21 protein-coding genes are annotated in these 23,397 nt (G+C 42.2%); 16 read left to right on the plus strand and 5 right to left on the minus strand.

All coding sequences use genetic code 11. The features are described from left to right. Nucleotides 1–13: 13 nt before the first annotated feature. The gene (locus tag MHB40_RS09090) at nucleotides 14–1,411 is read right to left on the minus strand and encodes an alanine/glycine:cation symporter family protein (protein ID WP_342534351.1); all 1,398 of its coding nucleotides are present in this window, start codon (nucleotides 1,409–1,411) and stop codon (nucleotides 14–16) included. A 225-nt stretch (nucleotides 1,412–1,636) separates the two neighbouring features. Here MHB40_RS09090 and MHB40_RS09095 point away from each other — a divergent pair, with 225 nt between their 5' ends. From MHB40_RS09095 to MHB40_RS09110, 4 genes are all read left to right on the plus strand, one after another. Beyond that, entirely contained in the window at nucleotides 1,637–2,335 is a 699-nt protein-coding gene (locus MHB40_RS09095) for an amino acid racemase (RefSeq protein ID WP_205442695.1), read from the plus strand. Between the two features lies 1 nt (nucleotide 2,336). After that, nucleotides 2,337–3,395, plus strand: a complete 1,059-nt coding sequence (locus tag MHB40_RS09100) for a P1 family peptidase (protein ID WP_342534352.1) — start codon at nucleotides 2,337–2,339, stop codon at nucleotides 3,393–3,395. A 286-nt stretch (nucleotides 3,396–3,681) separates the two neighbouring features. Beyond that, the gene (locus tag MHB40_RS09105; protein ID WP_342534353.1) at nucleotides 3,682–4,413 is read left to right on the plus strand and encodes a M15 family metallopeptidase; all 732 of its coding nucleotides are present in this window, start codon (nucleotides 3,682–3,684) and stop codon (nucleotides 4,411–4,413) included. After that, nucleotides 4,410–5,204 carry a M55 family metallopeptidase gene (locus MHB40_RS09110; protein WP_342534354.1) on the plus strand — a complete coding sequence of 265 codons (795 nt, stop codon included), beginning with the start codon at nucleotides 4,410–4,412 and terminating at the stop codon, nucleotides 5,202–5,204. Before MHB40_RS09105 ends, MHB40_RS09110 begins: the two co-directional genes overlap by 4 nt. 20 nt (nucleotides 5,205–5,224) lie before the next feature. Here the strand turns inward: MHB40_RS09110 and MHB40_RS09115 are convergent, their stop codons facing one another. Continuing rightward, a complete protein-coding gene (locus tag MHB40_RS09115) occupies nucleotides 5,225–6,511 on the minus strand; it encodes a hypothetical protein (RefSeq protein WP_342534355.1) in 1,287 nt (428 codons plus the stop codon). Between the two features lie 118 nt (nucleotides 6,512–6,629). Here MHB40_RS09115 and MHB40_RS09120 point away from each other — a divergent pair, with 118 nt between their 5' ends. The 8 genes from MHB40_RS09120 (at nucleotide 6,630) to MHB40_RS09155 (ending at nucleotide 15,005) form a co-directional block, all read left to right on the plus strand. Continuing rightward, complete coding sequence (locus MHB40_RS09120) at nucleotides 6,630–8,453, plus strand: peptide ABC transporter substrate-binding protein (RefSeq protein ID WP_342534356.1); 1,824 nt, start codon at nucleotides 6,630–6,632, stop codon at nucleotides 8,451–8,453. Between the two features lie 82 nt (nucleotides 8,454–8,535). After that, nucleotides 8,536–9,480, plus strand: a complete 945-nt coding sequence (locus tag MHB40_RS09125) for an ABC transporter permease (protein ID WP_342534357.1) — start codon at nucleotides 8,536–8,538, stop codon at nucleotides 9,478–9,480. Beyond that, nucleotides 9,480–10,454: an ABC transporter permease gene (locus tag MHB40_RS09130; RefSeq protein WP_342443220.1), complete on the plus strand. Its 975-nt coding sequence runs from the start codon at nucleotides 9,480–9,482 to the stop codon at nucleotides 10,452–10,454. Before MHB40_RS09125 ends, MHB40_RS09130 begins: the two co-directional genes overlap by 1 nt. Next, nucleotides 10,447–11,520, plus strand: a complete 1,074-nt coding sequence (locus MHB40_RS09135; protein ID WP_342534760.1) for an ABC transporter ATP-binding protein — start codon at nucleotides 10,447–10,449, stop codon at nucleotides 11,518–11,520. The genes MHB40_RS09130 and MHB40_RS09135 overlap by 8 nt, the downstream gene beginning before the upstream one ends. Continuing rightward, complete coding sequence (locus MHB40_RS09140; RefSeq protein ID WP_342534358.1) at nucleotides 11,513–12,460, plus strand: ATP-binding cassette domain-containing protein; 948 nt, start codon at nucleotides 11,513–11,515, stop codon at nucleotides 12,458–12,460. The genes MHB40_RS09135 and MHB40_RS09140 overlap by 8 nt, the downstream gene beginning before the upstream one ends. Then, nucleotides 12,457–13,389 carry an LD-carboxypeptidase gene (locus MHB40_RS09145; protein ID WP_342534359.1) on the plus strand — a complete coding sequence of 311 codons (933 nt, stop codon included), beginning with the start codon at nucleotides 12,457–12,459 and terminating at the stop codon, nucleotides 13,387–13,389. Before MHB40_RS09140 ends, MHB40_RS09145 begins: the two co-directional genes overlap by 4 nt. A gap of 7 nt (nucleotides 13,390–13,396) precedes the next feature. Beyond that, nucleotides 13,397–14,209 (plus strand): serine hydrolase, encoded by an 813-nt coding sequence (locus tag MHB40_RS09150; RefSeq protein WP_342534360.1) that lies wholly within the window; start codon nucleotides 13,397–13,399, stop codon nucleotides 14,207–14,209. After that, complete coding sequence (locus tag MHB40_RS09155; protein ID WP_342534361.1) at nucleotides 14,178–15,005, plus strand: SH3 domain-containing C40 family peptidase; 828 nt, start codon at nucleotides 14,178–14,180, stop codon at nucleotides 15,003–15,005. The genes MHB40_RS09150 and MHB40_RS09155 overlap by 32 nt, the downstream gene beginning before the upstream one ends. Here MHB40_RS09155 and MHB40_RS09160 read toward each other — a convergent pair. The 3 genes from MHB40_RS09160 to MHB40_RS09170 form a co-directional block, all read right to left on the minus strand. Then, nucleotides 15,002–15,352 (minus strand): hypothetical protein, encoded by a 351-nt coding sequence (locus MHB40_RS09160; RefSeq protein WP_342534362.1) that lies wholly within the window; start codon nucleotides 15,350–15,352, stop codon nucleotides 15,002–15,004. The genes MHB40_RS09155 and MHB40_RS09160 overlap by 4 nt on opposite strands. A gap of 190 nt (nucleotides 15,353–15,542) precedes the next feature. Then, nucleotides 15,543–16,301: a glucosaminidase domain-containing protein gene (locus tag MHB40_RS09165; protein ID WP_205442715.1), complete on the minus strand. Its 759-nt coding sequence runs from the start codon at nucleotides 16,299–16,301 to the stop codon at nucleotides 15,543–15,545. A gap of 130 nt (nucleotides 16,302–16,431) precedes the next feature. Then, nucleotides 16,432–17,820, minus strand: coding sequence for a hypothetical protein (locus tag MHB40_RS09170; RefSeq protein ID WP_342534363.1), 1,389 nt, complete (start codon nucleotides 17,818–17,820; stop codon nucleotides 16,432–16,434). 146 nt (nucleotides 17,821–17,966) lie between these two features. Here MHB40_RS09170 and MHB40_RS09175 point away from each other — a divergent pair, with 146 nt between their 5' ends. The 4 genes from MHB40_RS09175 (at nucleotide 17,967) to opuFB (ending at nucleotide 23,384) form a co-directional block, all read left to right on the plus strand. Beyond that, nucleotides 17,967–19,025, plus strand: a complete 1,059-nt coding sequence (locus tag MHB40_RS09175; protein ID WP_342534364.1) for a MoxR family ATPase — start codon at nucleotides 17,967–17,969, stop codon at nucleotides 19,023–19,025. A gap of 3 nt (nucleotides 19,026–19,028) precedes the next feature. Then, a complete protein-coding gene (locus MHB40_RS09180; protein WP_342534365.1) occupies nucleotides 19,029–20,825 on the plus strand; it encodes a peptidase in 1,797 nt (598 codons plus the stop codon). A gap of 92 nt (nucleotides 20,826–20,917) precedes the next feature. Next, the gene (locus tag MHB40_RS09185; protein WP_342443229.1) at nucleotides 20,918–21,874 is read left to right on the plus strand and encodes an ABC transporter ATP-binding protein; all 957 of its coding nucleotides are present in this window, start codon (nucleotides 20,918–20,920) and stop codon (nucleotides 21,872–21,874) included. Further along, nucleotides 21,864–23,384, plus strand: coding sequence for an osmoprotectant update ABC transporter permease/substrate-binding subunit OpuFB (gene opuFB / locus MHB40_RS09190; protein ID WP_342534366.1), 1,521 nt, complete (start codon nucleotides 21,864–21,866; stop codon nucleotides 23,382–23,384). The genes MHB40_RS09185 and opuFB overlap by 11 nt, the downstream gene beginning before the upstream one ends. The last annotated feature ends 13 nt before the right edge of the window (nucleotides 23,385–23,397 follow it).

Consider the following 23,397-nt stretch of genomic DNA (forward strand, 5'->3'; position numbering starts at 1 on the left):
GGCGTTAGTTGTTTTATCGATCTTCTTCTTCCCAACAGTTTGTATTTTTTAAGGTTGGAATTGATTTTGCATAAAAGACAGGGTTTTTGCCTGCTCTTCGTTGCTCTGTAAAGTCGTCTAGCACAAGGAAGGCAATTTTACCGAGAATCATAATGATGGCAATATTGATGAGCGCCATCAGCCCCATAAAGAGGTCAGCAAGGTTCCATACAAGCTGTACTTGTGCGACGGAGCCAAGCATGACCATAAATAGCACTAAAATACGATAGCTAAACATCCAAAATTTATGTGCGTCCATAAATTCAATATTGGATTCACCATAATAATAATTACCAATGATCGAACTAAAAGCAAAGAAAATGATGGAGATGGCAATAAAATAAGGAGCCCAATCACCAACATGAACAGCTAAAGAATGTTGCGTCAAAATAATGCCATCACTCTCACCCTTATCATATAACCCAGCTAAAATAATAATAAAGGCTGTGGCTGTACAAATCATAATCGTATCAAAAAAGACACCTAAGCTTTGTACAAGTCCTTGTTTAGCAGGATGTGAGGTATTAGCAGTTGCCGCAGCATTCGGCACACTCCCCATCCCTGCTTCATTGGAAAATAAACCGCGACGTACGCCCTGCATAATTGCTGCCCCAATTGCGCCACCAGCAGCTTCCTGTAGGCCAAATGCATGAGTGAAAATTAATGAAAAAACATGCGGGATTTCCGATAAATTGGTCACCACCACAAAAAGGGCTACAAGTAAATAGAAGATGGCCATAACTGGTACAAGAATTTGTGTCACCTTTACAATTCGATGGACACCACCAAAAATAATGAAGGCTGTTAAAATAACAAGTATCGCCCCGATGATCTTTGGACTTACATCGAAGGCTTCGCCAACTGAAGTGGCAATGGTGTTGGCCTGCACAGCATTAAAAATAAAGCCAAAGCTTAATGTTAATAAAATACTAAAAATAATACCAAGCTTTCGTTGACCTAACGCCTTCTCCATATAGTAGGCAGGACCACCACGAAACGTATCGCCATCCTTTACTTTGTACACTTGTGCTAAGGTACTTTCAATGAAGGCAGTGGCCATCCCTAAAATCGCAATCATCCACATCCAAAATACTGCACCAGGTCCACCTACACCAATGGCTAAGGCTACACCTGTAATATTCCCTGTGCCGACACGTGAAGCAGCACTAATGGTAAAGGCCTGAAACGGAGAAACCCCCGAATCGCCCTCTCTTTTTTCTACAATTAAACGAAACATTTCAGGAAAAAGACGAATTTGTACAAACTTCGTACCAAATGAAAAATATAGTCCTGCTGCTAAAAGTAAGATAATGAGGATGTATGTCCATAAAATATTATTTCCGCTATCTACTATCGTTGAGATCCATTCCATAAGTTGTCCTCCTTTCACAATACGCTTTAGTCTACACTGGTTTTTTATAAAAAATCAACTTTTCTAAAATAATGAATTATAATAAAATTTTGAGATTTGTAATTATTTAATTGTGAAAACTCTTTTTATCTACTATTTTTCAAGCCTCAAATATTACTTTTGGAAAATTCTCTTATTTCGGTGCGAGATAGGCGTATAATAATAGAAAAAAGGAGTGTTGTTGTCATGAAAACAATCGGCTTAATTGGTGGGATGAGCTGGGAATCATCTGCTGAATATTACAGACTGATCAATGAACAGGTGAAACATAGATTAGGGGGCTTGCACTCTGCAAAATGTATTTTGTATAGTGTAGATTTCCAGCAAATTGAGCACTTGCAAGCTAACGGAGAATGGGACAAAGCAGGCGAGGTGCTAGCACAAGCAGCGCAAGCACTTGAGCGTGCAGGGGCAGACTTAGTCATCATTTGTACCAATACGATGCATAAGGTCATTGATGTTATCGAGACTGCCATTACCATTCCTATTTTACATATTGCAGATGCTACAGCTAGTCAAATTAAAGAAGCGGGATATCAGAAAATAGCGCTTCTTGGCACAAAATATACAATGGAGCAAGCCTTTTATAAGGCGAGAGTAGAGAGCTTTGATATTGAGGTCATTGTGCCAGATAGCATCAAACGAATGGAAGTAAACCGAATTATATATGATGAATTGTGTCTCGGCACTATTGTACCAGCCTCTAAAGCGTACTATATCCAAGTGATCGAGGAGCTTGTACAAGCGGGTGCACAAGGGGTGATTCTGGGCTGTACGGAGATTGGCTTACTGATTCAGCAGGAGGATGTCAGCATTCCAGTATTTGATACAACAGCTATCCATGCACAGGCTGCTGTGTTAATGGCGATTCAGGAGGAGGCATAATATGCAGGGAAAGGTAAGGCAATTGGGCATTGAAATTGGCGTGTTACCAGTTGGACAGAAAAACTGCATCACCGATGTAGCAGGAGTCCGAGTGGGACATGTTACATTGGATGAGCCATTAGATCAGAATGGAGCCTATGCGTGTACAGGCGTCACAGCCATTTTACCGCATGGTGGCAATGTATTTCAGCAAAAGGTAACAGCGGCAAGCTATGTGCTAAATGGCTTTGGGAAAACAACGGGACTTGTGCAGGTAAATGAGCTAGGTGTACTCGAATCGCCTATCATGTTAACCAATACTTTTGGCGTACCAGCTGTTACCCAAGGAACCTTAAGCTATATGCTTGACCGAAATGAAGACATTGGACTAACAACGGGAACCATTAACCTCGTTGTGGGTGAATGTAATGATAGTTATCTCAATTCGATTCGAGCTTGTCCAGTGACACCTGCTCATGCCATAGAAGCCATTCGTCAAGCCTCTACACAGATGGCACAGGAAGGCGCTGTTGGAGCAGGGAAGGGCATGATGTGCTTCGGCTACAAAGGAGGAATTGGTTCCTCCTCTCGCATCGTCAAAGCACAATCAAATGAAGTCAACTATACAGTAGGCTGCCTAGTTCTTAGTAATTTCGGACAAAGCGCAGAGTTTTTAGCCGAGCGTTACAAAATTGCAACTGTTCAAAGCCAATCAAGCTTATCACCAACAGATGGCTCCATTATCATTGTCCTTGCGACAGATGCCCCATTGAGTAGCCGACAATTGACACGCGTCATTAAACGTTGTGGTATCGGTTTAGGACGGACAGGCAGTCATTTTTCACATGGTAGTGGCGACATTGTGATTGGCTTCACGACGGCACATTGTATTCCTCATACCGCTGATCAGCTTGTTGAGACAAGAACACAGCTACGTGAGGATCATCCTATCATGAATCAATTGTTTACAGCCGCTGCTGAAGCGACAGAGGAAGCGATACTTAATTCGTTGTCTCAGGCACAGACAACAATTGGTCGTAATGGCCATACGGTGGAAGCATACTCCTTTCATCAGGCATAATAGGAAGATCTATTGAGACAATATTCGTGTTTCAATGGCTTTTTTTATGCCACCAAACAGGATTCGTTGTTTTTTTAGCATGAGCGAGCTATAAGATGAATAAAATCCTTAATTAGAGGATGAAAGAGATTTTTCGCCCCGTAAATTGCTGGAATATGTTTCATTATAAGAGTATATCCATTATTTTGTAATTTTTCTTTTTTTATGTAGTCAATGATAGAGAGATGTGATAACATTCAACTTAAAAAACTGAATTATCTAATTATTTTAAGGGAGCTCTATTACTATGAACCTTTTTCAACCGATAGCGCCGTCTCTAAATGGAAACCCCTCAACATCACCAGTTGTACGTGAAAACGATGAGCCGCTTATCCAGATTTCAGCTGCTCATTCTAGGATAGTGATGGAGCCAATCTACTATCAGCAACAGATTCCTGATAGTTTACGAGCTATTTATGTGCGAGAAGGTGTCTATGAGCGTTTGCAGCAGGCGTTAACATTATTACCTCAGGAGTATTGCTTATTACTTTATGATGGCTATCGTCCCTTTCAAGTACAGCAGTATTTGTTTAGCCATTTTTCACAGCAATTAGCAAAAATGATGCCGCAGTTATCACCACAAGCGATTGTGCAAGCAACCAAAAAGTATGTAGCGTTTCCAAGTAAAGATGCAGCCCATTTAGCCCCCCATTTAACAGGCGGTGCCATCGACGTGACGTTAGCTGATATTCATGGTAATGCCTTGGATCTTGGGACAGCGTTTGATGCAATGAATGAAAAATCTGCGACCCGTTATTTTGAACAGTATACGGAAGAAAATCCGCTAGCCTGTCAGCATCGTCGTTTGCTGTATAACTGTATGACACTTGCTGGATTTACGAATTATGCGGAGGAATGGTGGCATTACGATTATGGCAATGTGGCATGGGCTAGACGTGTTCAGGCACAGGTAGCCCATTATGGAGCAGTACACACAACAATTCAAAATCACAATGTAAAGGAGTTTCGATTTCTATGAAAGTTTATATTAGTGCAGATATTGAAGGGATTACAGGAACAACTTCCTGGAGTGAAACCGAGTTAAATGCGCCTGACTATCAATTTTTTCAAAGACAAATGACGCGAGAAGTAGAAGCAGCCATTGAAGGAGCGATAGCAGGGGGAGCAACCGAAATTTTATTAAAGGATGCCCATGATTCTGCCCGCAATCTAGACATTTCCAATTTACCAATCAATTGTAAAGTCATCCGTGGCTGGACATACGATCCTATGTGTATGGTAGCGGGTCTCAATCATAGCTTCGATCGTGCCATTTTTATCGGCTACCACAGTAAAGGAGGAAGTGAGCGTAACCCACTAGCCCACACGCTTTGTACGTATGCCGACGTCAAAATTAATGGCGAATATGCGAGCGAATTTCTAATCAATACGTATGCAGCAGCCTTACACGGTGTGCCCGTGTCCTTCGTGAGTGGAGATGTGGGATTGACAGAAGAGATTCAGGCCATCAATGAACACATTGTCACATTCGCCACTAAGGAAGGCATCGGCAACGCAACGATTAGTGTCAGTCCGCAACTAACCATCATGGAAACCAAACGACTGGTAGCGTCTTCTATGAAGGTGCCCCGTGCCGCATTACAGGTAACGTTGCCAGAACACTTTGTGGTAGAAATTATTTATCGCGACCATACACGGGCCTATCGCAATTCTTTTTATCCTCATGCCAAATTCAAACCACACAATACCGTAGAGTTCATGACCGGTGATTTTTATGAGGTGCTACGTCTCCTGCAATTTTTAACGTGATGGAAAGCTTTTGTGGAGCTTTATATTTGCTTCGTGATAGGTGAGGAGTGATCAATTTGGTGATGAATCCGCTCATAAATTAGTGAGAAGTGATCAAAAAGTGGAGGTCCTCGCTCACAATCATGTGAGAAGTGATCAAAAAGTTGGGTAACCCGCTCATAATCATGTGAGAAGCGATCAAAGCGAGACTCCCGCTCATAAAAGAGTGAGAAGCGATCAAAAAGTGGAGGTCCCCGCCCACAATCGAGTGAGAAGTGATCAAAAGGATGAGGTTCCCGCTCACAAACGAATGAGAAGTGATCAAAAAGGTGGGCACCCCGCTCACGAATGAATGAGAAGTGATCAAAAAGGTGGGCACCCCGCTCACAATTGAGTGAAAAGTGATCAAAGTGAGGTCCCCGCTCATAAATGAATGAGAAGTGATCAAAAAGTGGAGGCCACCGCTCATAAAAGAGTGAGAAGTGATCAAAAAGTGGAGGTCCTCGCTCACAAATGAGTGAGAAGTGATCAAAAGGATGAGTTCCCCGCTCAAAAAGGTGTGAGAAGTGATCAAAAGGATGAGTTCCCCGCTCACAAATGAGTGAGAAGTGATCAATAAAGTGATGAACCCGCTCATAATCATGTGAGAAGTGATCAAAAAGTTGGGCACTCCGCTCATAAATGAATGAGAAGTGATCAATTTGGTGGGGGACCCGCTCATAAATGAGTGAGAAGCGATCAAAAGGATGAGGTCCCCGCTCATAAATGAATGAGAAGTGATCAAAGAGGTGGGCACCCCGCTCACAATTGAGTGAGAAGTGATCAAAAAGTGGAGGTCCTCGCTCACAAATGAATGAGAAGTGATTAAAAAGGTGGGCACCCCGCTCACAAATGAATGAGAAGTGATCAAAAAGGTGGGCACCCCGCTCACAAATGAGTGAGAAGTGATCAAAGCGAGGTCCCCGCTCATAAAAGAGTGAGAAGTGATCAAAAGGTGGAGGTCCCCGCTCACAATCGAGTGAGAAGTGATCAAAAAGGTCGGCAATTCGCTCATAAATGAAAGAGAAGTGATCAATTTGGTGGTGAACCTGCTCAAAAAGGTGTGAGAAGTGATCAATTTGGTGATGAGTCCGCTCATAAAAGAGTGAGAAGTGATCAAAAAAGTAAAGAACCCGCTCACAAATAGTTGAAAAACGCTCAACCCAGCTACCCCCACTTAAAGAGACATGCAAAAAGCAGTGGGACATGCTGTCCAAGTGGTTTGATAGTTGATAGAACCAACAATTAAATCTCATAACCGTGACAACGGGTATTGTACCGTTGTTCATTTCATCGATAGATGGTCGATTTAGACGGACCTAGCTTATGTTTGAATGATCCTATTGAAGGTACAATCCATCCTGCCAATAGGATTTTCATTATAAAAAGATGACTAGGGGGATGCTTGTGAGAAAGTATTGGTTGCTGTTCGTATGTCTGGTCGTATTATTTTGTGTAGCTTGCAATGATGAATCATCGAGTGAAAAAGCATCGGAATATCGTGTGGTGTATTCAGGGGAAATTAAAACGTTAAATTATTTAAAGACGTCAGAAACAAATGAATTTGCGGTGGCTGCGAATATGGTGGATGGGCTCATAGAATACGATCAATATGGGGTGGTCCAGCCAGGATTAGCGAAAGAATGGTCTGCGAATGAGGATGCTACCGTGTGGACGTTCAAGCTGCGTGATGACGCGAAATGGGTGACACATGAGGGCAAGGATTATGCAGATGTTGTGGCACAAGACTTTGTGGATGGCTTGCACTATGTGCTTGATGCTAAAAATGAATCGTCAACAGCTTGGATTGCAACGGTGGTAAAAAATGGGGAGGCCTTCTATAACGGCGAGATGACAGATTTCAAGGAAGTTGGCATAAAGGCGTTAGATAAACATACAGTAGAATATACTTTAGAGGCGCCGACACCCTATTTTCTTTCTATGTTGAACTATGTATGCTTCTTCCCAGTGAATGGCAAGTTCATTGCGGAAAAAGGGGAGGCCTTTGGTACGACACGTGAAAATTTCCTTTATAATGGCGCGTATATTTTAGATAAATTTGAGCCACAAAATGAGCGCGTGCTTGTGAAAAATGAGTCGTATTGGGATAAAGACAAGGTGCTGATTGAGCGTATCCGCTATAAATACAATAAAGAGGCAGCTACAGTGGCACCTGAGCTGTTTTTACGTGGCGAAATCGATTCGGCTAGTATCCCGACCTCCATTATTGATGAATGGTTTAAAGATGAAAAGAAAAAATCACAGGTTCGTCAAACACAAAATAACTTCTATACCTACTTCTATGCACTCAACTTCAACCCACAATTTGACGCACAATACGAGCCTGATAATTGGAAGGTCGCTGTCAATAATAAAGATTTCCGCAAATCCTTATTCCATGCGCTTGATCGTGTATCTGCGATGCTAACGGTTGAGCCTTATAATCCAGCAGATTTGCTGAGCAATACCATTACACCGAAAAACTTTGTTGATGTGGAAGGGGTGGATTATACACAACTAGCACCACTTACATCCATCTCCAATGAGGATTCCTTCAATAAAGAGCTGGCTCTAGAATACAAAGAAAAGGCAAAAACAGCATTAGCAGGTAAGGCTACATTCCCTGTAAAAGTATTAATGCCCTATAATGCGGGCAGTCCAGATTGGGCTAATCGTTCTCAAGTAGTCGAGCAGCAAATGGAGAAATTGCTAGGGACAGATTATGTCGACATTATCGTAGAGGCGGGTCCATCGACAGGCTTCCTATCAGAGGTGCGTCGACCTGGCAAGTTTGCGCTTTTAGAAGCGAACTGGGGCCCTGATTATGCAGATCCTTCTACGTATACAGATCCATTCACTGTTGATGGTACTTACAATAAGCCTGAATTAGCAGAGGGTTATAAAGAGGCGAATGGAAAAACGACTTATCAAAATCTAGTGGATCAAGCGAAAGAAACAATCGATACAGCCAAACGCTATGAGCTATTTGCGAAGGCAGAAGCGTTTTTAATTGAGGAAGCCTTTGTTATTCCGTATTCAGTTGGTGGTAGTGGTTATATGGCTTCTAAATTAAATCCATTCGAGGCACAATATTCGCCATTTGGTGTAACAGCAGAGAAATTTAAAGGTCAGCAAGTGCTAGAAAAGCCAATGAGTAATGAAGAATTTAAAAAGGCGCTTGCCGATTGGGAACAAGAACGTGCGGAAGCCCTAGCCAATGCTGAAAAGTAGTAGCATTTTGTAGATGAAAAGGAGATACCGAAAAGAATAGTCGGCATCTCCTTTCGTCTTTTTGACAAAGGAGGATGGCGCGATGTTGCAGTATATAGGAAAACGACTCTTACAATCCGTTTTAACCCTTTTTATTATCATCACCATTGTCTTTTCATTATTACGGCTAATGCCAGAGGAAGGCTATTTAGGAGCGGCCGCCGATAAAATGTCACCTGCTCAGCAGGAAATTTACTTAACAAGTCTGGGCTTGCGAGATCCGATCGTAGTCCAGCTAGGGAGTTTTTACAAGAATTTACTGCAGGGGGATTTAGGCAAATCGGTGACTTATCGTACTGATGTCCCGGTTGTGACAATCATTGCAGATAAAATGACGTATTCACTTCTCTTTGGTTTAGGAGCAGTCGCTTTATCACTACTGATTGGTGTGCCGTTAGGAATTTTGATGGCCTATCGTAAGGGGAGGTGGCTGGATCGACTTGGGACAGGCTATATCGTATTTGTTGTTGCGGTCCCTGCAGCCGTTTATTACTTAGTCATTCAAATGTATATTACAGAACTTTTTCAATTACCGATGCTGTTTGATGAATATAGGCCGATTACTTGGCTTCTTCCGCTTACGTCCATGGCCTTAGCTCCAACAGCCTCCTATGCGATGTGGATGCGACGCTATATGGTCGATGAACTGAACAAGGATTATATTAAGCTAGCAAGGGCGAAGGGCGTGAAGGAGCGGACATTGATGTTCAAGCATGTATTACGTAATGCCTTTATTCCGATGGCGCAATATTTACCTGCTACGATTCTGTTTACGATTACAGGCTCGATCTATATTGAATCGTTGTATTCCATTCCGGGGATGGGGGGCTTGCTTGTGGATGCTATTCAACGACAGGATAATACGATTGTGCAGGGCCTAGTGTTAGTGTTCTCTTCCCTTGGTATCATCGGACTTATTTTAGGGGATATTGCCATGGCACTTGTCGACCCTCGTATTAAATTAGGCAAGGGAGGGGGCGTGCGTTAATGGGGATGTATACAAATGAAATCAATAATATTTCAAATAAATCCCGTGAAGCTTTGTTTGAATTTGCGGAAGTGGACGCAAGGCAGGCAGAGGAAACGGGCTATTCAAATTATTCTTATTGGCGTTCTACTTGGCAATCCTTTTTGAAAAATCGACTGGCCGTTTTTTTATTAATCGGGGTAATTATCATTGTTGGCTTTACTATTTTTCAGCCCTTTTTACCAGCGCAAAAATCACCGACTGAGATTTACTTGGATGAACAAACAGGGATGCAGGCACGTAATATTGCGCCTAATGCAGAATTTTGGTTTGGCACGAATTCCATTGGTCAGGATTTATGGTCTCGTATTTGGGCAGGGACGCGAACATCTCTCTTTATTGGCTGTGTTGTCGCCTTAGTGGAGGCAGTGGTGGGCATTACGATTGGAACGCTGTGGGGCTTTTCGCGGAAATTAGAAGCGCCTATTACCCAGCTTTATAATGTGGTAGATAATATTCCCACAACCATTGTGCTCATTTTAATGTCCTATATCTTAAGGCCAAGTATTTCAACGATTATTATTGCGATGTGTATAACGGGTTGGGTGGAAATGGCGAGGTTTATCCGCAATCAAATTGTGATTTTGCGTGACCGTGAATACAACCTAGCCTCAAAGTGCTTAGGCACACCCGATTATCGTATTATCCTAAAAAATCTATTACCTTATTTAATTTCTGTCATTATGCTACGCATGAGTCTAGCCATACCCTTTGCGATAGGGGCCGAAGTATTTTTAACGTATATCGGCTTAGGGCTACCGATCAGTGAGCCATCCCTAGGAAATTTAATCAATGAAGGACGCGTCCTTATGATGTCACCAGACTTACGCTATCAACTTATTTTCCCGAGTATTGTGTTAAGTGTTATTACGATTGCATTTTATATGATTGGTAATTCCTTTGCTGATGCAGCAGATCCGAAAAACCATGTATAAGGAGAGGAAACAAGTGACAGCTAAAAAATCACGCGTATTAGTCATTCAAAATTTAGTGATTCAGTTTACGCTACGTGGTCGAGTTTTAACAGCGATCCGCGATATTTCACTCGACCTATACAAGGGAGAGAGCTTAGCCATTGTGGGCGAATCAGGCTCGGGTAAATCCGTGCTGATGAAAGCCATTATGGGCTTGCTTGATAAAAATGGCCGCATTAAGCAGGGGCGAATTATTTACAATGCACAGGATTTAGGGCAGTTCACGACCGAGCAAGAGTGGTTGGGTATTCGAGGCAAGGAAATCGCGATGGTGACACAAGATCCTATGACATCATTGAACCCGCTTAAAACCATTGGGAAGCAAATCGAAGAATGTGTAGTGATGCATCAGGGCTTAAGAGGCAAGGAAGCCTATGAGGAAACATTAAAACTACTAACAGATGTTGGCATAACGGACGTGAAAAAGCGTTATAAGCAATACCCGCATGAATTTTCAGGAGGGATGCGCCAACGCATTGTTATTGCGATTGCCATTGCCTGTAAGCCGAATATATTAATTTGTGATGAGCCAACTACAGCATTAGATGTAACGATTCAAGCGCAAATTTTACAGCTCTTAAAAAATCTTCAGCAAAAATACGGCTTAACAATCGTCTATATTACGCATGATTTAGGCGTTGTCGCAAAGGTGGCTGACCGAATTGCTGTGATGTATGCGGGCGATGTCATCGAGGTCGGGGAAACACATGAAATTTTCTTTCATAGTAAGCATCCTTATACATGGGCGCTTATTTCGTCCTTACCGCAGCTTGGCTCCAAGGGGGAACAATTGTATTCCATCAAGGGCACACCACCGAATCTTTTTCAGGAAATTGAGGGGGATGCCTTTGCCCCACGCAATCCATATGCATTAAAAATTGACTTTATCGAGCGGCCACCTTTTTTTCAGGTCAGTGATACCCACTATGCCCGCACATGGTTATTAGATCCACTTGCACCAAAGGTAGAGCCTCCAGTTGCCCTACAAGCATTTTTTGATGAGGGGAGGCAGTATGCGAATGACTGATAAAGAGGTGCTAGTAGAAGTAAAAAATTTAACCGTTGTTTTTGGCAAAGGAAAAAATAAGTTTACAGCGATTGATGATGTCAGCTTTCATATTTTTAAAGGGGAAACATTTGGCATTGTAGGTGAATCAGGCTCGGGGAAGACAACAATTGGTCGAGCGATTATGCGCATCAATGAGGTCACAGAGGGACAAATTTTGTACCATGGCAAAAGCATACAGGGCAAAATCCCGAAAGATTGGGATAGAGAAATTACGCAGAAAATCCAAATGATTTTTCAGGACCCAATGGCCTCCCTAAATGAACGAGCAAAAGTGGATTATATTATTTCGGAAGGACTGTACCCTTCTAAAAAATATAAGGATGAGGCAGAGCGTCAGCAAAAGGTTCGAGCTGCTTTATTAAATGTAGGGTTACTGCCAGAGTTCTCCAGTCGGTTTCCGCACGAATTTTCAGGTGGACAGCGCCAGCGAATTGGCATTGCCCGCGCCTTAGTGATGGAGCCTGAATTTATCATTGCGGATGAGCCCATCTCTGCTTTGGACGTATCCATTCGAGCGCAAGTATTGAATTTATTAGCAAACCTGCAGCAGCGTAAACATTTAACGTATTTATTTATTGCCCATGATTTATCGATTGTCCGTTTTATTACTGATCGTACAGCGGTCATTTATAAGGGGAAGATTGTGGAGCTAGCGGAAACAGAAAAGCTTTTTGCCCATCCGCTGCATCCTTATACAAGGGCACTGTTATCAGCAGTACCAGAGCCGAATCCCTATAAGGAGCGGGAGAAAGTTGTAGAGGTGTATGATCCGTCACAGCATCGTTATGAGGAAAATCCCCCTTCATTCGTTGAAATTGAGGAAGGTCATTTTATTTTAGCCAATGAAGAGGAACTAGCCCATTATCGTGCTTCACTGAAAAAGGAGGGAAAGGTATGATTCGTCCAACGGCATTGAAAAAAGGTGACACAATTGGTCTTATTAGTGCTTCTGGGGCCACACCACCAGAAAAGCTGCAGCCTGCTATTGCGACTATTGAAAAGCTAGGACTCAATGTGGTGGTTGGGGAAACCTGTCACGCAAGACATGGCTATTTAGCAGGCACAGATGATTTACGGGCAGCGGATGTTCATCGTATGTTTGGAGATCCAACGATTAATGGCATTTTTTGTATACGTGGAGGCTATGGGGCGACGAAAATTTTAGCGCAATTAGACTTTGACATGATTAGCGCCAATCCAAAAGTATTTGCGGGCTATAGTGATGTGACCGCTTTACATATAGCTTTTAATCAGCTATGTGGCTTTGTAACCTACCATACTCCGATGCCATCCACGGAATTTATTCGACAGGAGATGGATGACTATACATGGCAGTCGTTCATTCAACAGATTATGGCGAATGAAAAAACGGAGTTCTATCTAGAAAATCCCTCTAACCAGCCCATGTCCACACTTGTCGCTGGAAGAGCCACAGGTCAGCTCATCGGTGGCAACCTAACATTAGTGACGGCTTCACTTGGCACACCTTATGAAATTGATACACGAGATAAAATTCTGTTTTTAGAAGATATCGATGAAACGGAGCAACGGGTGGATCGTATGCTGACACAATTAAAACTGGCAGGAAAGCTAGATGACGTGGCAGGCATTTTATTGGGGGCTTGGACAAATTGTGGACCTGAAAATCCCGAAAAGCCAGCACATTGCTTATCATTACAAACTATTTTTCAAGAAATTCTAGTGCCTCTAGGGAAGCCAATTATTGCCGAGTTGACATGTGGTCATTGCTTACCAACGATGTCGCTACCTTTAGGTAGAACTGTCACGATGGATGCGGTCAATCAGCGCATCCAAGTGGTTGAGTAGGTGTTCTATGGAGCAGCGGATTACCACACTTATTCAAGAATCGCCCTACAACGTGCATTTGTTTATTAAAAATCTAACAACGAATCAGTTGCTCATCGGTCATCAGCTTGAGGCGTCATTTTCTAGTGCAAGTTTAATCAAAGTGCCGATTTTGTTAGCCATGCTCTCATATTTAGAGGAGAATAAACGATCACTTGATTCTACGCTTGCAATTTCACCAACTGATTGGGTGGATTTTAGTGTGATTAGTGAGCAAAGACTTACTCAAAGCACTTTCTATGACCTTCTTGTTTGGATGATTATTACGAGTGACAATACAGCCACGAACGTCTTAATCGATGTAGTTGGCATGGAATATTTGAATGACTATTTTCAGCATATCGGTTTACAGGACACGCTGCTACAGCGAAAAATGATGGATGTAGAGCGTCTAGCAAAGGGCATAGATAATCGCACATCAGCAAGGGATATGGCACATCTTTATACGCGTATCTATCAGCAAGAGCTACTATCATCTCCTTACGGTAAACTAGTCATTGCTATTTTAAGTCGTCAGCGCGTACATGACTCCCTAAAGCGCTATCTAGTAGATGATGTGCGACTAGCACATAAAACAGGCGGACTCGATAGCGTCGATCATGATGTGGGAATATTTTACACTAGAACAGTTGATTATAGTATGGGCGTTTTTATAACAAACGTGACGGACAATGATCAGGCGCGCCAACTCATTGGTTGTCTAGCAAAAGTTGTCTATGACCAGTTGGTGAAGCGAGAGGGGGACAGGGATGAAGGCTATCGTTACAGCCATGATGGCTAGTTTACATGCCACGCCAGATAAAGCTTCTGAATTAGTCGATGAAGTACTGTATGGGATGACTGTAGAGATCATCAGTGATGTCAATGAAGCTTGGGTTTTTATCCGAACAGCCTATCGTTACGAGGGGTATTGTCAGAGGGCACACTTACTGCAAGAGGAAACACTTGCATCTACGTGGCAACAAGAAGCACAGCATGTCATTTGTCAAAGCTTTGCCGATGTTTTGCAGCAACCACGTATCCAAAGTACAAAGCTGTTAACGCTAGTAAAAGGCTCATCCATTCGTGTTATGTCAGACGAAGCAGTACCTGAAGAATGGTCAGCCGTACAGCTAGTATCAGGACAAAAAGGGTATGTTCGAACAAAATGGCTACAGCCTAAAATAACAGCACAGTCATTGTCGGAGCAGCAGTTCCGAGAAAATGTTGTGGAAACAGCGCTCAGCTATTTAACGGCCCCTTATCGCTGGGGTGGCAAATCGCCATTCGGTATTGATTGCTCTGGTTTATGTTCGATGGCCTATCTGTTAAACGGTGTCTATATTTATCGAGATGCCCGAATAGTAGAGGGCTTCCCGATCGTTAGCATCGACCAAGACCAGATGCAGAAGGGTGATTTGATCTATTTTCCAGGTCATATTGCTTTATATATGGGAAATGATTTGTATGTCCACTCATCGTTGGGCGGTAATGAAGTAACGGTTAATAGTTTAGATGCCAAACATCCCCTCTATCGACAGGATTTAGCCACGACCATACTAGCAGTAGGTACTTTATTTAACGCACAGAAGGATTAGCTGAGCTCCCTACTAGAATGATGCTTGAGGGTCATCCTCATTTTCAGGATGATGAACGTACTGAGCTGGATCAGTACTAATCCGATGAGCTGCCATAAGCCGATTAAAAATGTACGCATGCATAAATCAAAGGCTGCTTCACCTGGAGGCATATCTGGATAGGGCTCTAATTGCCAATAATGCCACACAAAATAACAAGCTAAAGAGGTGCCTTGTCCGACATAGATAAAGATCCAATGAATAGAAGATGCTACTCTTTGTCGACTACACCATAGCAAGAGGTTCAATAAAATAATAAGCGTGGGGAAAATAATAAGATGAAAAGAACCCTCCGCTATTTTTGTCATGAAATATAGATTGTAGCTAAGCTGAATCAATGACAAGAGCACAAGGTTCACGGCGAGAAGACGGAGCAATTGTGTACGCTTCACTGTTTTCCTGTCCTTTCTGTAATTTTTACATGAAGACGTTTGCCAAACGGATTAGTTTCATGAGAAAAAACGTCCATACTCGTTGGTGAGTCATGGACGTTTTGGGTTAATAATGATAAATATTGAGTTGTTGGCCTGCCTCAAGTCGATCTGTTCGAAGTTGATTCCATTGTTTCAGTGATGTCACTTTCACATTATAGGCTTCTGCAATCTTCATAAGTGAATCGCCATCAGCCACCGTAATGGTTTTCTTATCTTTTACTGGACTATCATATTGTTGCAGGTCATATTTTGCGATCAATGTATTTAATTTTTCATTGTAAGCCGAATCAGTTGCATAAGAGCCTGTTAAAAATTTCGTTGCATCTGTATAGACCGTCGTGTTGCTTTTGAAAACGCCTGCGTAAAAATCTTTATTCCACGAAACCCCATTTCGCATTAATTTTACATAATCCTGCATGGATGCCTCATAGGAAGGGTATTTGCGGAAGGCAGCCATGATCGTGGAAAGATTGCCTGACCCATCATCCTCTGTTGTTTCGAGTGTGACGGAATTATTTTGGTAGCTGCCTTTCATACCGAATAGATTATAATTAGGGGCAGAGCCAAGTCCACTTTGCCCATGCTCACTTTCTAGAATTGCCTGAGCAATCATCACGGATGCATATAAGTCATTGTCAGCACCAAGATCTCGTGCCGTTTCTGCAATCTCACCGATAAACTCTTCCACACTTGGACGATCATCAATAACCACAGACTCTTCTCTTTCAGTCGTATTAAATAACTGTGTCACCATATAAAACGAAATACAAATAACAACAACGGCAATCATAAGTCCTTTAAAAAAATTTAGCACGTATTTCATTGTAGCTGGATGTTGGTCGTGACCACATCTCCCTCCCTTCTATCAAAAGTTTAGCTATCTCTCATTATTACAGAGAGTGAAAGAGATGTATAGTTGAATAGACTTCATCATTAATAGAACGTTTCTTGCCTTAATTAGTTCCGATATCTATTTTAAAATTTTGAGACATAAATTGTTTGAATCTCTCAAAATATCGCTCGGATGCTTCCCATTGTGTCGTGTTCAAATAGGATAGCTCTTGACGACCAACATCGTTAGGAGGCTGATAATGACGGGAAACATAGGTTTCATTTTCGAGCGTATAAAAATAATAGGCTTCGTCAGGCGTCTGAATTTCAATACGAGCATGTATCCTATCACCATCCTCATCCAAATAGGCTTGACGGAAGCTATAGCATTTGGAACCATCCCAGAATCCATCATGCTCCTCGTCTAAATCCTGAATTGCAGGATGCTGGAACATTTGTTGTACATCTCGCACCTCAATCGTATGCAAATAAAGCTCTGCTACATTGATGCAAGTTAACAGCATCAGCCAGTGCTCCTGAATATCCACGAAATGCTCCTGTGATGATTCTGTAATATCCCACCATTCAGCTTCTTCATCTAGTGTTTTTGTCAAGAGGGAGACGGATTGATCGTCATTAAGCCAAATAAAATAGTGACACTGTGCGGTCTTCATATAAACACTGTCATTGCGTACATCACCATCAGCATTGGTATGTGCACGCTGGATCATGAAATAAACATCCTGTTCCGTCAAATCGAATGAAGGATTGTCAGGTGTCATCAGAATACATGAAGTCAGCTTTAGTATGTTTTCCGCATTAATCGAAGGGTGCGTGAAATAAATAGGAGATGCTATTGTCCTTTGAGGAACGCTTGTAAATTGAGTGAGTGCTGAACGTCCTTCTTTAAGAATTTGCACAAGTGAAGTAAAGGAAAAGCCGATGTCATCCTCATCCTCAGATAAAAATAACTCTTCTATTAAAATGTCTTCAATACGGATAGGGAGTTCCTGAAAAACACCATCTCCGTGCCATATATTTACGATACAAGGAATCGACTTCTTGCCCTTTACGCTGATGCGATACTCATCATCCTGAACCAATATTGCTGCCTGAAGATTGCCATTCACAATCGTTTCGCCATGATTGTATGAGCCACATAAAATATTCTCGACCGTCAGATGCCCGTGCACATAGATTTCCTGACCACCTACTGCTATATTTTTAGCCATTACATTGCCCATCACCATCAGCCCAATTGCACCATCTGTCTCTAAATTATAGAGAGTGTCTACGGTTAAATGGCCATTGATGAAAATGAGAATGGTCTTATCTTGCTGTGGAAAAGGCATATCCCAGTCCAAATTAAGGGAGGAGAGTGTCAAATCGCCCTCATAGTACGCTACTAGATCATCTTCACTAAAATCCTTGTAAAACTTTGCCCACCAAGAGTCTGTTGGAAACCTTTGAGCTAGTTGTGAAATCGCCATAAACTGAAAGCCATTATACATAGGTCACGACCTCTCTATTACAATTTTTATTATCTTCTCACAGCAAGTAATTGGCAGTCAATTTCATAGATTGGTAGAGACAAGAATAATTTCATAGAAAATGGTATTATTAACCTTTAAAACAATGAGTTGAAAGGGAGTTTTGATTGAATACGATTTTTAGTGTTACACAAAAACAACTATATGATTTTCTACTGAATGTAGCGACAATCAGACCGGTCTTTATTTGGGGAGCACCTGGCATTGGGAAATCCGCGATTGTTGAAAATTTCGCTAGTGAATTAGGCTTGCCCTGTGTGTCGTTATTGGGCAGTCAGCTAGCACCTGAGGATATTATTGGTGTTCCACAGATTAAGGATGGCTACAGTGTTTTTTGTCCACCTAAAATGATTGCACGCGATGAACCCTATTGCCTTTTTTTAGATGAATTAAATGCTTGCTCACAGGAAGTACAAAAAGCGTTTTATAGTCTTATTCATGAACGCAGAATTGGAGAGTTTAGATTGCCAGAGGGCACGATTGTTATTGGTGCAGGCAATCGAGCGCAGGATAACGCGATTGTTAAGCCGATGTCCTCCGCATTAATCAATCGAATGGTCCATGTTCAGCTTAGGGCATCGCATAAAGATTGGCTTGAATGGGCCTATGCACATGAACTACATCCATATGTGATTGAGTATATTCAAATGCGTCCCGATCATTTATGGAACGAACCACCGAAAACAGAAGAACCCTTCTCCACACCTCGTTCATGGCATATGCTAAGTGATTGTTTGTATGCATACGGTAACAGCTTGCAAGAACAAACAATCGATCTCTTAGCAAGTAGCTGCCTATCTGCGCATACTGCCAGTCAATTTAAAGCCTTTATCAAGCAAGTGCGAAGTAAATATGATCTCGCCAAAATTATCCAAGGAGAATTACGTTGGCCCGATCAACCAGAAGAAAGAGATTTGCTTTATTTCATGGCACAATCCTTCCGTGCTCAGTTACTGAAGGAGCTTCCGAACGAGCATACGACTTTGAAGGGAAATCAACGGCAATTAGCCTTTCGTGCCAAGGACTTGATCAAGGACCTATCATCCATCAGCTTAGAAATTGCACAGATGGTTGTGTCAGAGCAAAAGGGTGAAGCGTTACCTGCCTGGTTTATGCTGGAGGTTATCCGAGATTTACCACGTTTAGTAGCCAAAAAGGAAGGGTAGCTTATGGCCAAAAAAAAGAAAGCATCACAGCAGGAGCATAAAAATGAGAAAGCCATTGCACGTGGGCATGACATTGTCTGTACACATCCCCTGTTCGAGGCGTTAGGACATGCTGTTTACATGCAATACAAAAGTATGCCACAAAAGGATTGGGCTTACGTTACAAGCGCAGGTGTCATCTATGTGAATCAGGATAAAAAAGGCCAGCCAAATGAATGGGCTTATGTGATAGCGCATTGTTTGCTACACCTTGGCTTGCATCATCATCAACCAAAAGAGCAGCAGGAGCTTTGGAATATCGCCTGTGACTGCTATATAACAAAGTTTTTAGCAGAGCTAAAATTTGGTCAAGCTCCAAAGGAAATGAGTAATCCTCTTTTTGAAGTCTTTAGCTCTGAGGAAAAATTGTATGATAGATTTTTACGCGAAGGTGTACCAAACGATTTGAAAGGCTATAGTACAATGCCAGGACAAGTGGATTTTGTTATTTCACAAAATAAAACAGGCTATCTTTATCGAGGCAATAGTAATTTCGCCGCGTTATTTGCAGAAGGCTTGTCGAAAGCAGTGCAAAGTGCCATCCGGGTAGCAGGTGGGGTAGAAAATACATTAGGAGGCACAACGAGGGTAACACAAGCACAGCGCGCAAAGGCTTGGTTTATGAGTTCCTATCCCTTATTTGGTGCTTTAGCAGCTGACTTTACAATAATTGAAGATCCACTTATTTGTATAAGAATGGATATCTCAGTCGCGGCCATTGCAGTGGAAACAAAGGAGATTTACTTGAATACGGCCGTGGGCATGACCGATGAGGAAATGCGGTTTTTACTGGCACACGAACTACTTCATGCGGGATTAAGCCATGCGACACGCAGACAAGGACGTGATCCCTATTTATGGAATGTTGCTTGTGATTATGTTATCAATGGCTGGCTCATCGATATGAAAATCGGCGAGATGCCAGCATTTGGCGGGTTATATGATCCAGCATTAAAAGGGCTCTCGGCAGAATCTATTTATGATCGCATTGTTACGGATATCAGGGTGTATCGCAAATTAAGAACCTTTCGAGGGCAGGGCATAGGAGATATGATCGAAACGAATCCACCAGACTTTTGGGAAGGCAAGGTAGGCGTGGATTTGGATGCTTTTTATAAAAGGGCATTAAGTCAAGGGTTAAGCTATCATATGACCCAAGAGAGAGGATACTTGCCACAAGGGATCATTGAGGAAATTCGTAGCCTAGCACAGCCTCCTATTGCCTGGGATGTGGCATTAGCCAAATGGTTTGATCGGATGTTTCAACCAATAGAGAAAGTGAGAACGTATGCACGCCCAAGTAGAAGGCAAGCATCGACACCGGATATCGCTCGACCAAGATGGATTCATCAAAGCGGAGAGGAAGATGGGCGCACTTTCGCAGTCCTTATTGATACATCAGGCTCCATGGATCGCCTCTTACTAGGAAAAGCACTCGGCACAATAGCGAGCTATAGCATCGCTAGAGATGTACCTTTTGTTCGCGTTATATTTTGTGATGCTGTTGCCTATGACGCAGGCTATCTAGCACCTGAAGAACTATTAACGAAAGTGAAAGTAAGAGGTAGAGGCGGCACGGTATTACAGCCTGGTATACAGCTACTTGAAGAAGCACAGGATTTTCCCAAGGATGGTCCTATCCTGATTATTACAGATGGTCAATGTGATCGTTTAGCCATTAAAAGAGAGCATGCCTTCGTACTACCACAAGGGGCCAAGCTACCATTTGTGCCCAAAGGCGAGGTATTTAGAATGAAATAGCTTCACCTATCTACAAATGTTTGAAATGAATTTTGTTGGTGAAATATAAAAAGTGAACGCACTTCATGAGCAAATTCTAAAGGAGATGACAGATGATTACATTTGATAATGTCTCAAAACAATATGATAACGACCAAATAGCTGTCAAAGAACTAAATGTAGAAATTAAAAAGGGTGAATTCTTTGTTATTATCGGTCCTAGTGGATGCGGCAAAACGACTTTATTGAAGATGATTAATCGATTAATCCCCTTAACAGCAGGCACCATCTGGATTAATGATAAAAGAATTAGCGATTATAATATCCATGAGCTGCGTTGGAGTATCGGCTATGTACTACAGCAAATCGCCCTTTTTCCACATATGACGATTGAAGAAAACATTGCCATTGTGCCAGAGTTGAAGAAATGGAGTAAAACGAAAATCCATCAGCGAGTGGACGAACTATTAGCGTTGGTGGGGCTAGAGCCTGCAAAATATCGTCAGCGTAAACCAAAGGAATTATCAGGAGGCGAACAGCAAAGGGTTGGCGTTGTTCGAGCCTTGGCAGCTGACCCAGAGATTATTTTAATGGATGAGCCCTTTAGTGCGCTAGATCCTATCAGTCGCACCAAACTACAGGATGATCTACTAGAGATGCAGCGTACCATCCAGAAAACCATCGTATTTGTATCCCATGATATGCAGGAAGCGCTGAAATTAGGGGATCGCCTCTGTATTATGAAAGATGGTGAAATTGTTCAGATAGGCACGCCACAGCAATTGCTGCAAAATCCTGCAAATGATTTTGTCCAACAGTTTATTGGTGGCAAGCAGACAGATCAATTGTTTACGATCCATGATGTGCTACAACCAATCGTAGCGATAAACGACTTTGGGGATACGATTCCTGTCGATGCTTCGTTTACGATGCTTCTTGAAAAATTAGCGAAGCATGACTTGCTGGGTGTCGAAGAGAATGGCAAGCGCATTGGCATGGTGACAAGAGCTTCTATGCTGCGTTATTTAGCAGAGGATTCTAAGAAAAGAGGACATACACATGGTGGCTAATGTGGTGGATGTATTTCAGGAACGGAAGGCACAGCTACTGGCGGCATTGCTAGAGCATATCCAAATCTCTTTTATTGCGCTATTTTTTGCTGTCCTCATCGCCATTCCTCTAGGTATCTATTTAACCAATAAAAAGAAAATAGCAGAAAGCATTATTGGGGTCAGTGCGGTGCTGCAAACAATTCCTTCCTTAGCGTTGCTCGGCTTATTGATTCCTTTATTCGGTATTGGGAAAGTTCCCGCTATTATTGCGTTAGTCGTCTATGCGCTGTTGCCTATTCTACGAAACACCTACACGGGGATTAATGAAGTCGATCCATCATTGAAGGAAGCGGCATTAGCTATGGGGATGAATCGATCAAAGCGTTTAGTAAAGGTTGAGCTACCACTCGCTATGCCTGTTATGATGGCTGGTATTCGCACAGCAATGGTGCTGATTGTGGGGACTGCAACATTAGCGGCTTTAATTGGTGCAGGAGGCTTAGGGGATATCATATTACTTGGGATTGACCGAAATAACACGGCCCTCATTCTTATAGGAGCGATTCCCGCCGCTATTTTAGCCCTGATTTTTGATGTGGCGCTCAAAAAATTAGAAACCCTGTCCTTTAAAAAAACAATGACGACTTTGAGCGTCATTAGTTTAGCGGCACTCGTAATGATTTTCTTCCCGCTACTAAGCAGTAAACAGCAAGATGAAATTGTCATTGCAGGAAAGCTTGGTGCGGAGCCTGAGATTCTTATCAATATGTATAAATTATTGATTGAGCAGGAGACAGATTTAACGGTGCAATTAAAGCCAGGGCTTGGTAAAACCTCATTTGTTTTCAATGCGTTAAAATCGGGCAGTATTGATATTTATCCTGAATTTACGGGCACAGCTATTTCGGAATTTTTAAAGGAAGAAGCGATTAATAATAACCAAGAGGACGTCTATCTTCAGGCAAAAGAGGGGATGCAGGAGCAATTCGATATGGTCATGCTTAGTCCCATGAGCTATAACAATACGTATGCACTCGCTGTATCACAGGAGCTGGCTGAGAGCTATCAACTGCAAAAAATCTCTGACCTTAAGCCGATAGAGCAGAAGGTGAAAGCTGGCTTTACATTAGAATTTAATGACCGTGAGGATGGCTATGTGGGCATTCAAAAACGATATGGGATTGCCTTTACAACGCTTGCAACGATGGAGCCAAAGCTTCGCTATCAGGCGATACAATCAGGTGATATTAATTTGCTCGATGCTTATTCAACGGATAGTGAAATTCGTCAATACAAGCTACGCGTATTGGAAGACGACCAAGCATTGTTTCCACCATACCAGGGAGCGCCTTTACTAAGGAAAGAAACGCTGACTGACTATCCAGAGATTGGAAAAGCATTAAATCAACTAGCTGATCGCATTACTGATGATGAAATGCGAGAAATGAATTATCAGGTGAATGTAGAAGGAAAGCTTGCAGCAGAAGTAGCAAAAGAATATTTAGTAAAGGTAGAATTACTAAAATAAGCCCTCTAGCTGT

Source organism: Lysinibacillus sp. FSL K6-0057 (genome assembly GCF_038630885.1).
Classification (GTDB): Bacteria; Bacillota; Bacilli; order Bacillales_A; family Planococcaceae; genus Lysinibacillus; species Lysinibacillus fusiformis_F.

Bases quoted from the DNA above. Each gene is read 5' to 3' on its own strand.
- MHB40_RS09090 (WP_342534351.1), bottom strand. From the start codon at position 1,411: ATGGAATGGATCTCAACGATAGTAGATAGCGGAAATAATATTTTATGG.
- MHB40_RS09095 (WP_205442695.1), top strand. From the start codon at position 1,637: ATGAAAACAATCGGCTTAATTGGTGGGATGAGCTGGGAATCATCTGCT.
- MHB40_RS09100 (WP_342534352.1), top strand. From the start codon at position 2,337: ATGCAGGGAAAGGTAAGGCAATTGGGCATTGAAATTGGCGTGTTACCA.
- MHB40_RS09105 (WP_342534353.1), top strand. From the start codon at position 3,682: ATGAACCTTTTTCAACCGATAGCGCCGTCTCTAAATGGAAACCCCTCA.
- MHB40_RS09110 (WP_342534354.1), top strand. From the start codon at position 4,410: ATGAAAGTTTATATTAGTGCAGATATTGAAGGGATTACAGGAACAACT.
- MHB40_RS09115 (WP_342534355.1), bottom strand. From the start codon at position 6,511: ATGAACAACGGTACAATACCCGTTGTCACGGTTATGAGATTTAATTGT.
- MHB40_RS09125 (WP_342534357.1), top strand. From the start codon at position 8,536: ATGTTGCAGTATATAGGAAAACGACTCTTACAATCCGTTTTAACCCTT.
- MHB40_RS09130 (WP_342443220.1), top strand. From the start codon at position 9,480: ATGGGGATGTATACAAATGAAATCAATAATATTTCAAATAAATCCCGT.
- MHB40_RS09135 (WP_342534760.1), top strand. From the start codon at position 10,447: ATGTATAAGGAGAGGAAACAAGTGACAGCTAAAAAATCACGCGTATTA.
- MHB40_RS09140 (WP_342534358.1), top strand. From the start codon at position 11,513: ATGACTGATAAAGAGGTGCTAGTAGAAGTAAAAAATTTAACCGTTGTT.
- MHB40_RS09145 (WP_342534359.1), top strand. From the start codon at position 12,457: ATGATTCGTCCAACGGCATTGAAAAAAGGTGACACAATTGGTCTTATT.
- MHB40_RS09150 (WP_342534360.1), top strand. From the start codon at position 13,397: ATGGAGCAGCGGATTACCACACTTATTCAAGAATCGCCCTACAACGTG.
- MHB40_RS09155 (WP_342534361.1), top strand. From the start codon at position 14,178: ATGAAGGCTATCGTTACAGCCATGATGGCTAGTTTACATGCCACGCCA.
- MHB40_RS09160 (WP_342534362.1), bottom strand. From the start codon at position 15,352: ATGACAAAAATAGCGGAGGGTTCTTTTCATCTTATTATTTTCCCCACG.
- MHB40_RS09165 (WP_205442715.1), bottom strand. From the start codon at position 16,301: ATGAAATACGTGCTAAATTTTTTTAAAGGACTTATGATTGCCGTTGTT.
- MHB40_RS09170 (WP_342534363.1), bottom strand. From the start codon at position 17,820: ATGTATAATGGCTTTCAGTTTATGGCGATTTCACAACTAGCTCAAAGG.
- MHB40_RS09180 (WP_342534365.1), top strand. From the start codon at position 19,029: ATGGCCAAAAAAAAGAAAGCATCACAGCAGGAGCATAAAAATGAGAAA.
- MHB40_RS09185 (WP_342443229.1), top strand. From the start codon at position 20,918: ATGATTACATTTGATAATGTCTCAAAACAATATGATAACGACCAAATA.
- opuFB (WP_342534366.1), top strand. From the start codon at position 21,864: ATGGTGGCTAATGTGGTGGATGTATTTCAGGAACGGAAGGCACAGCTA.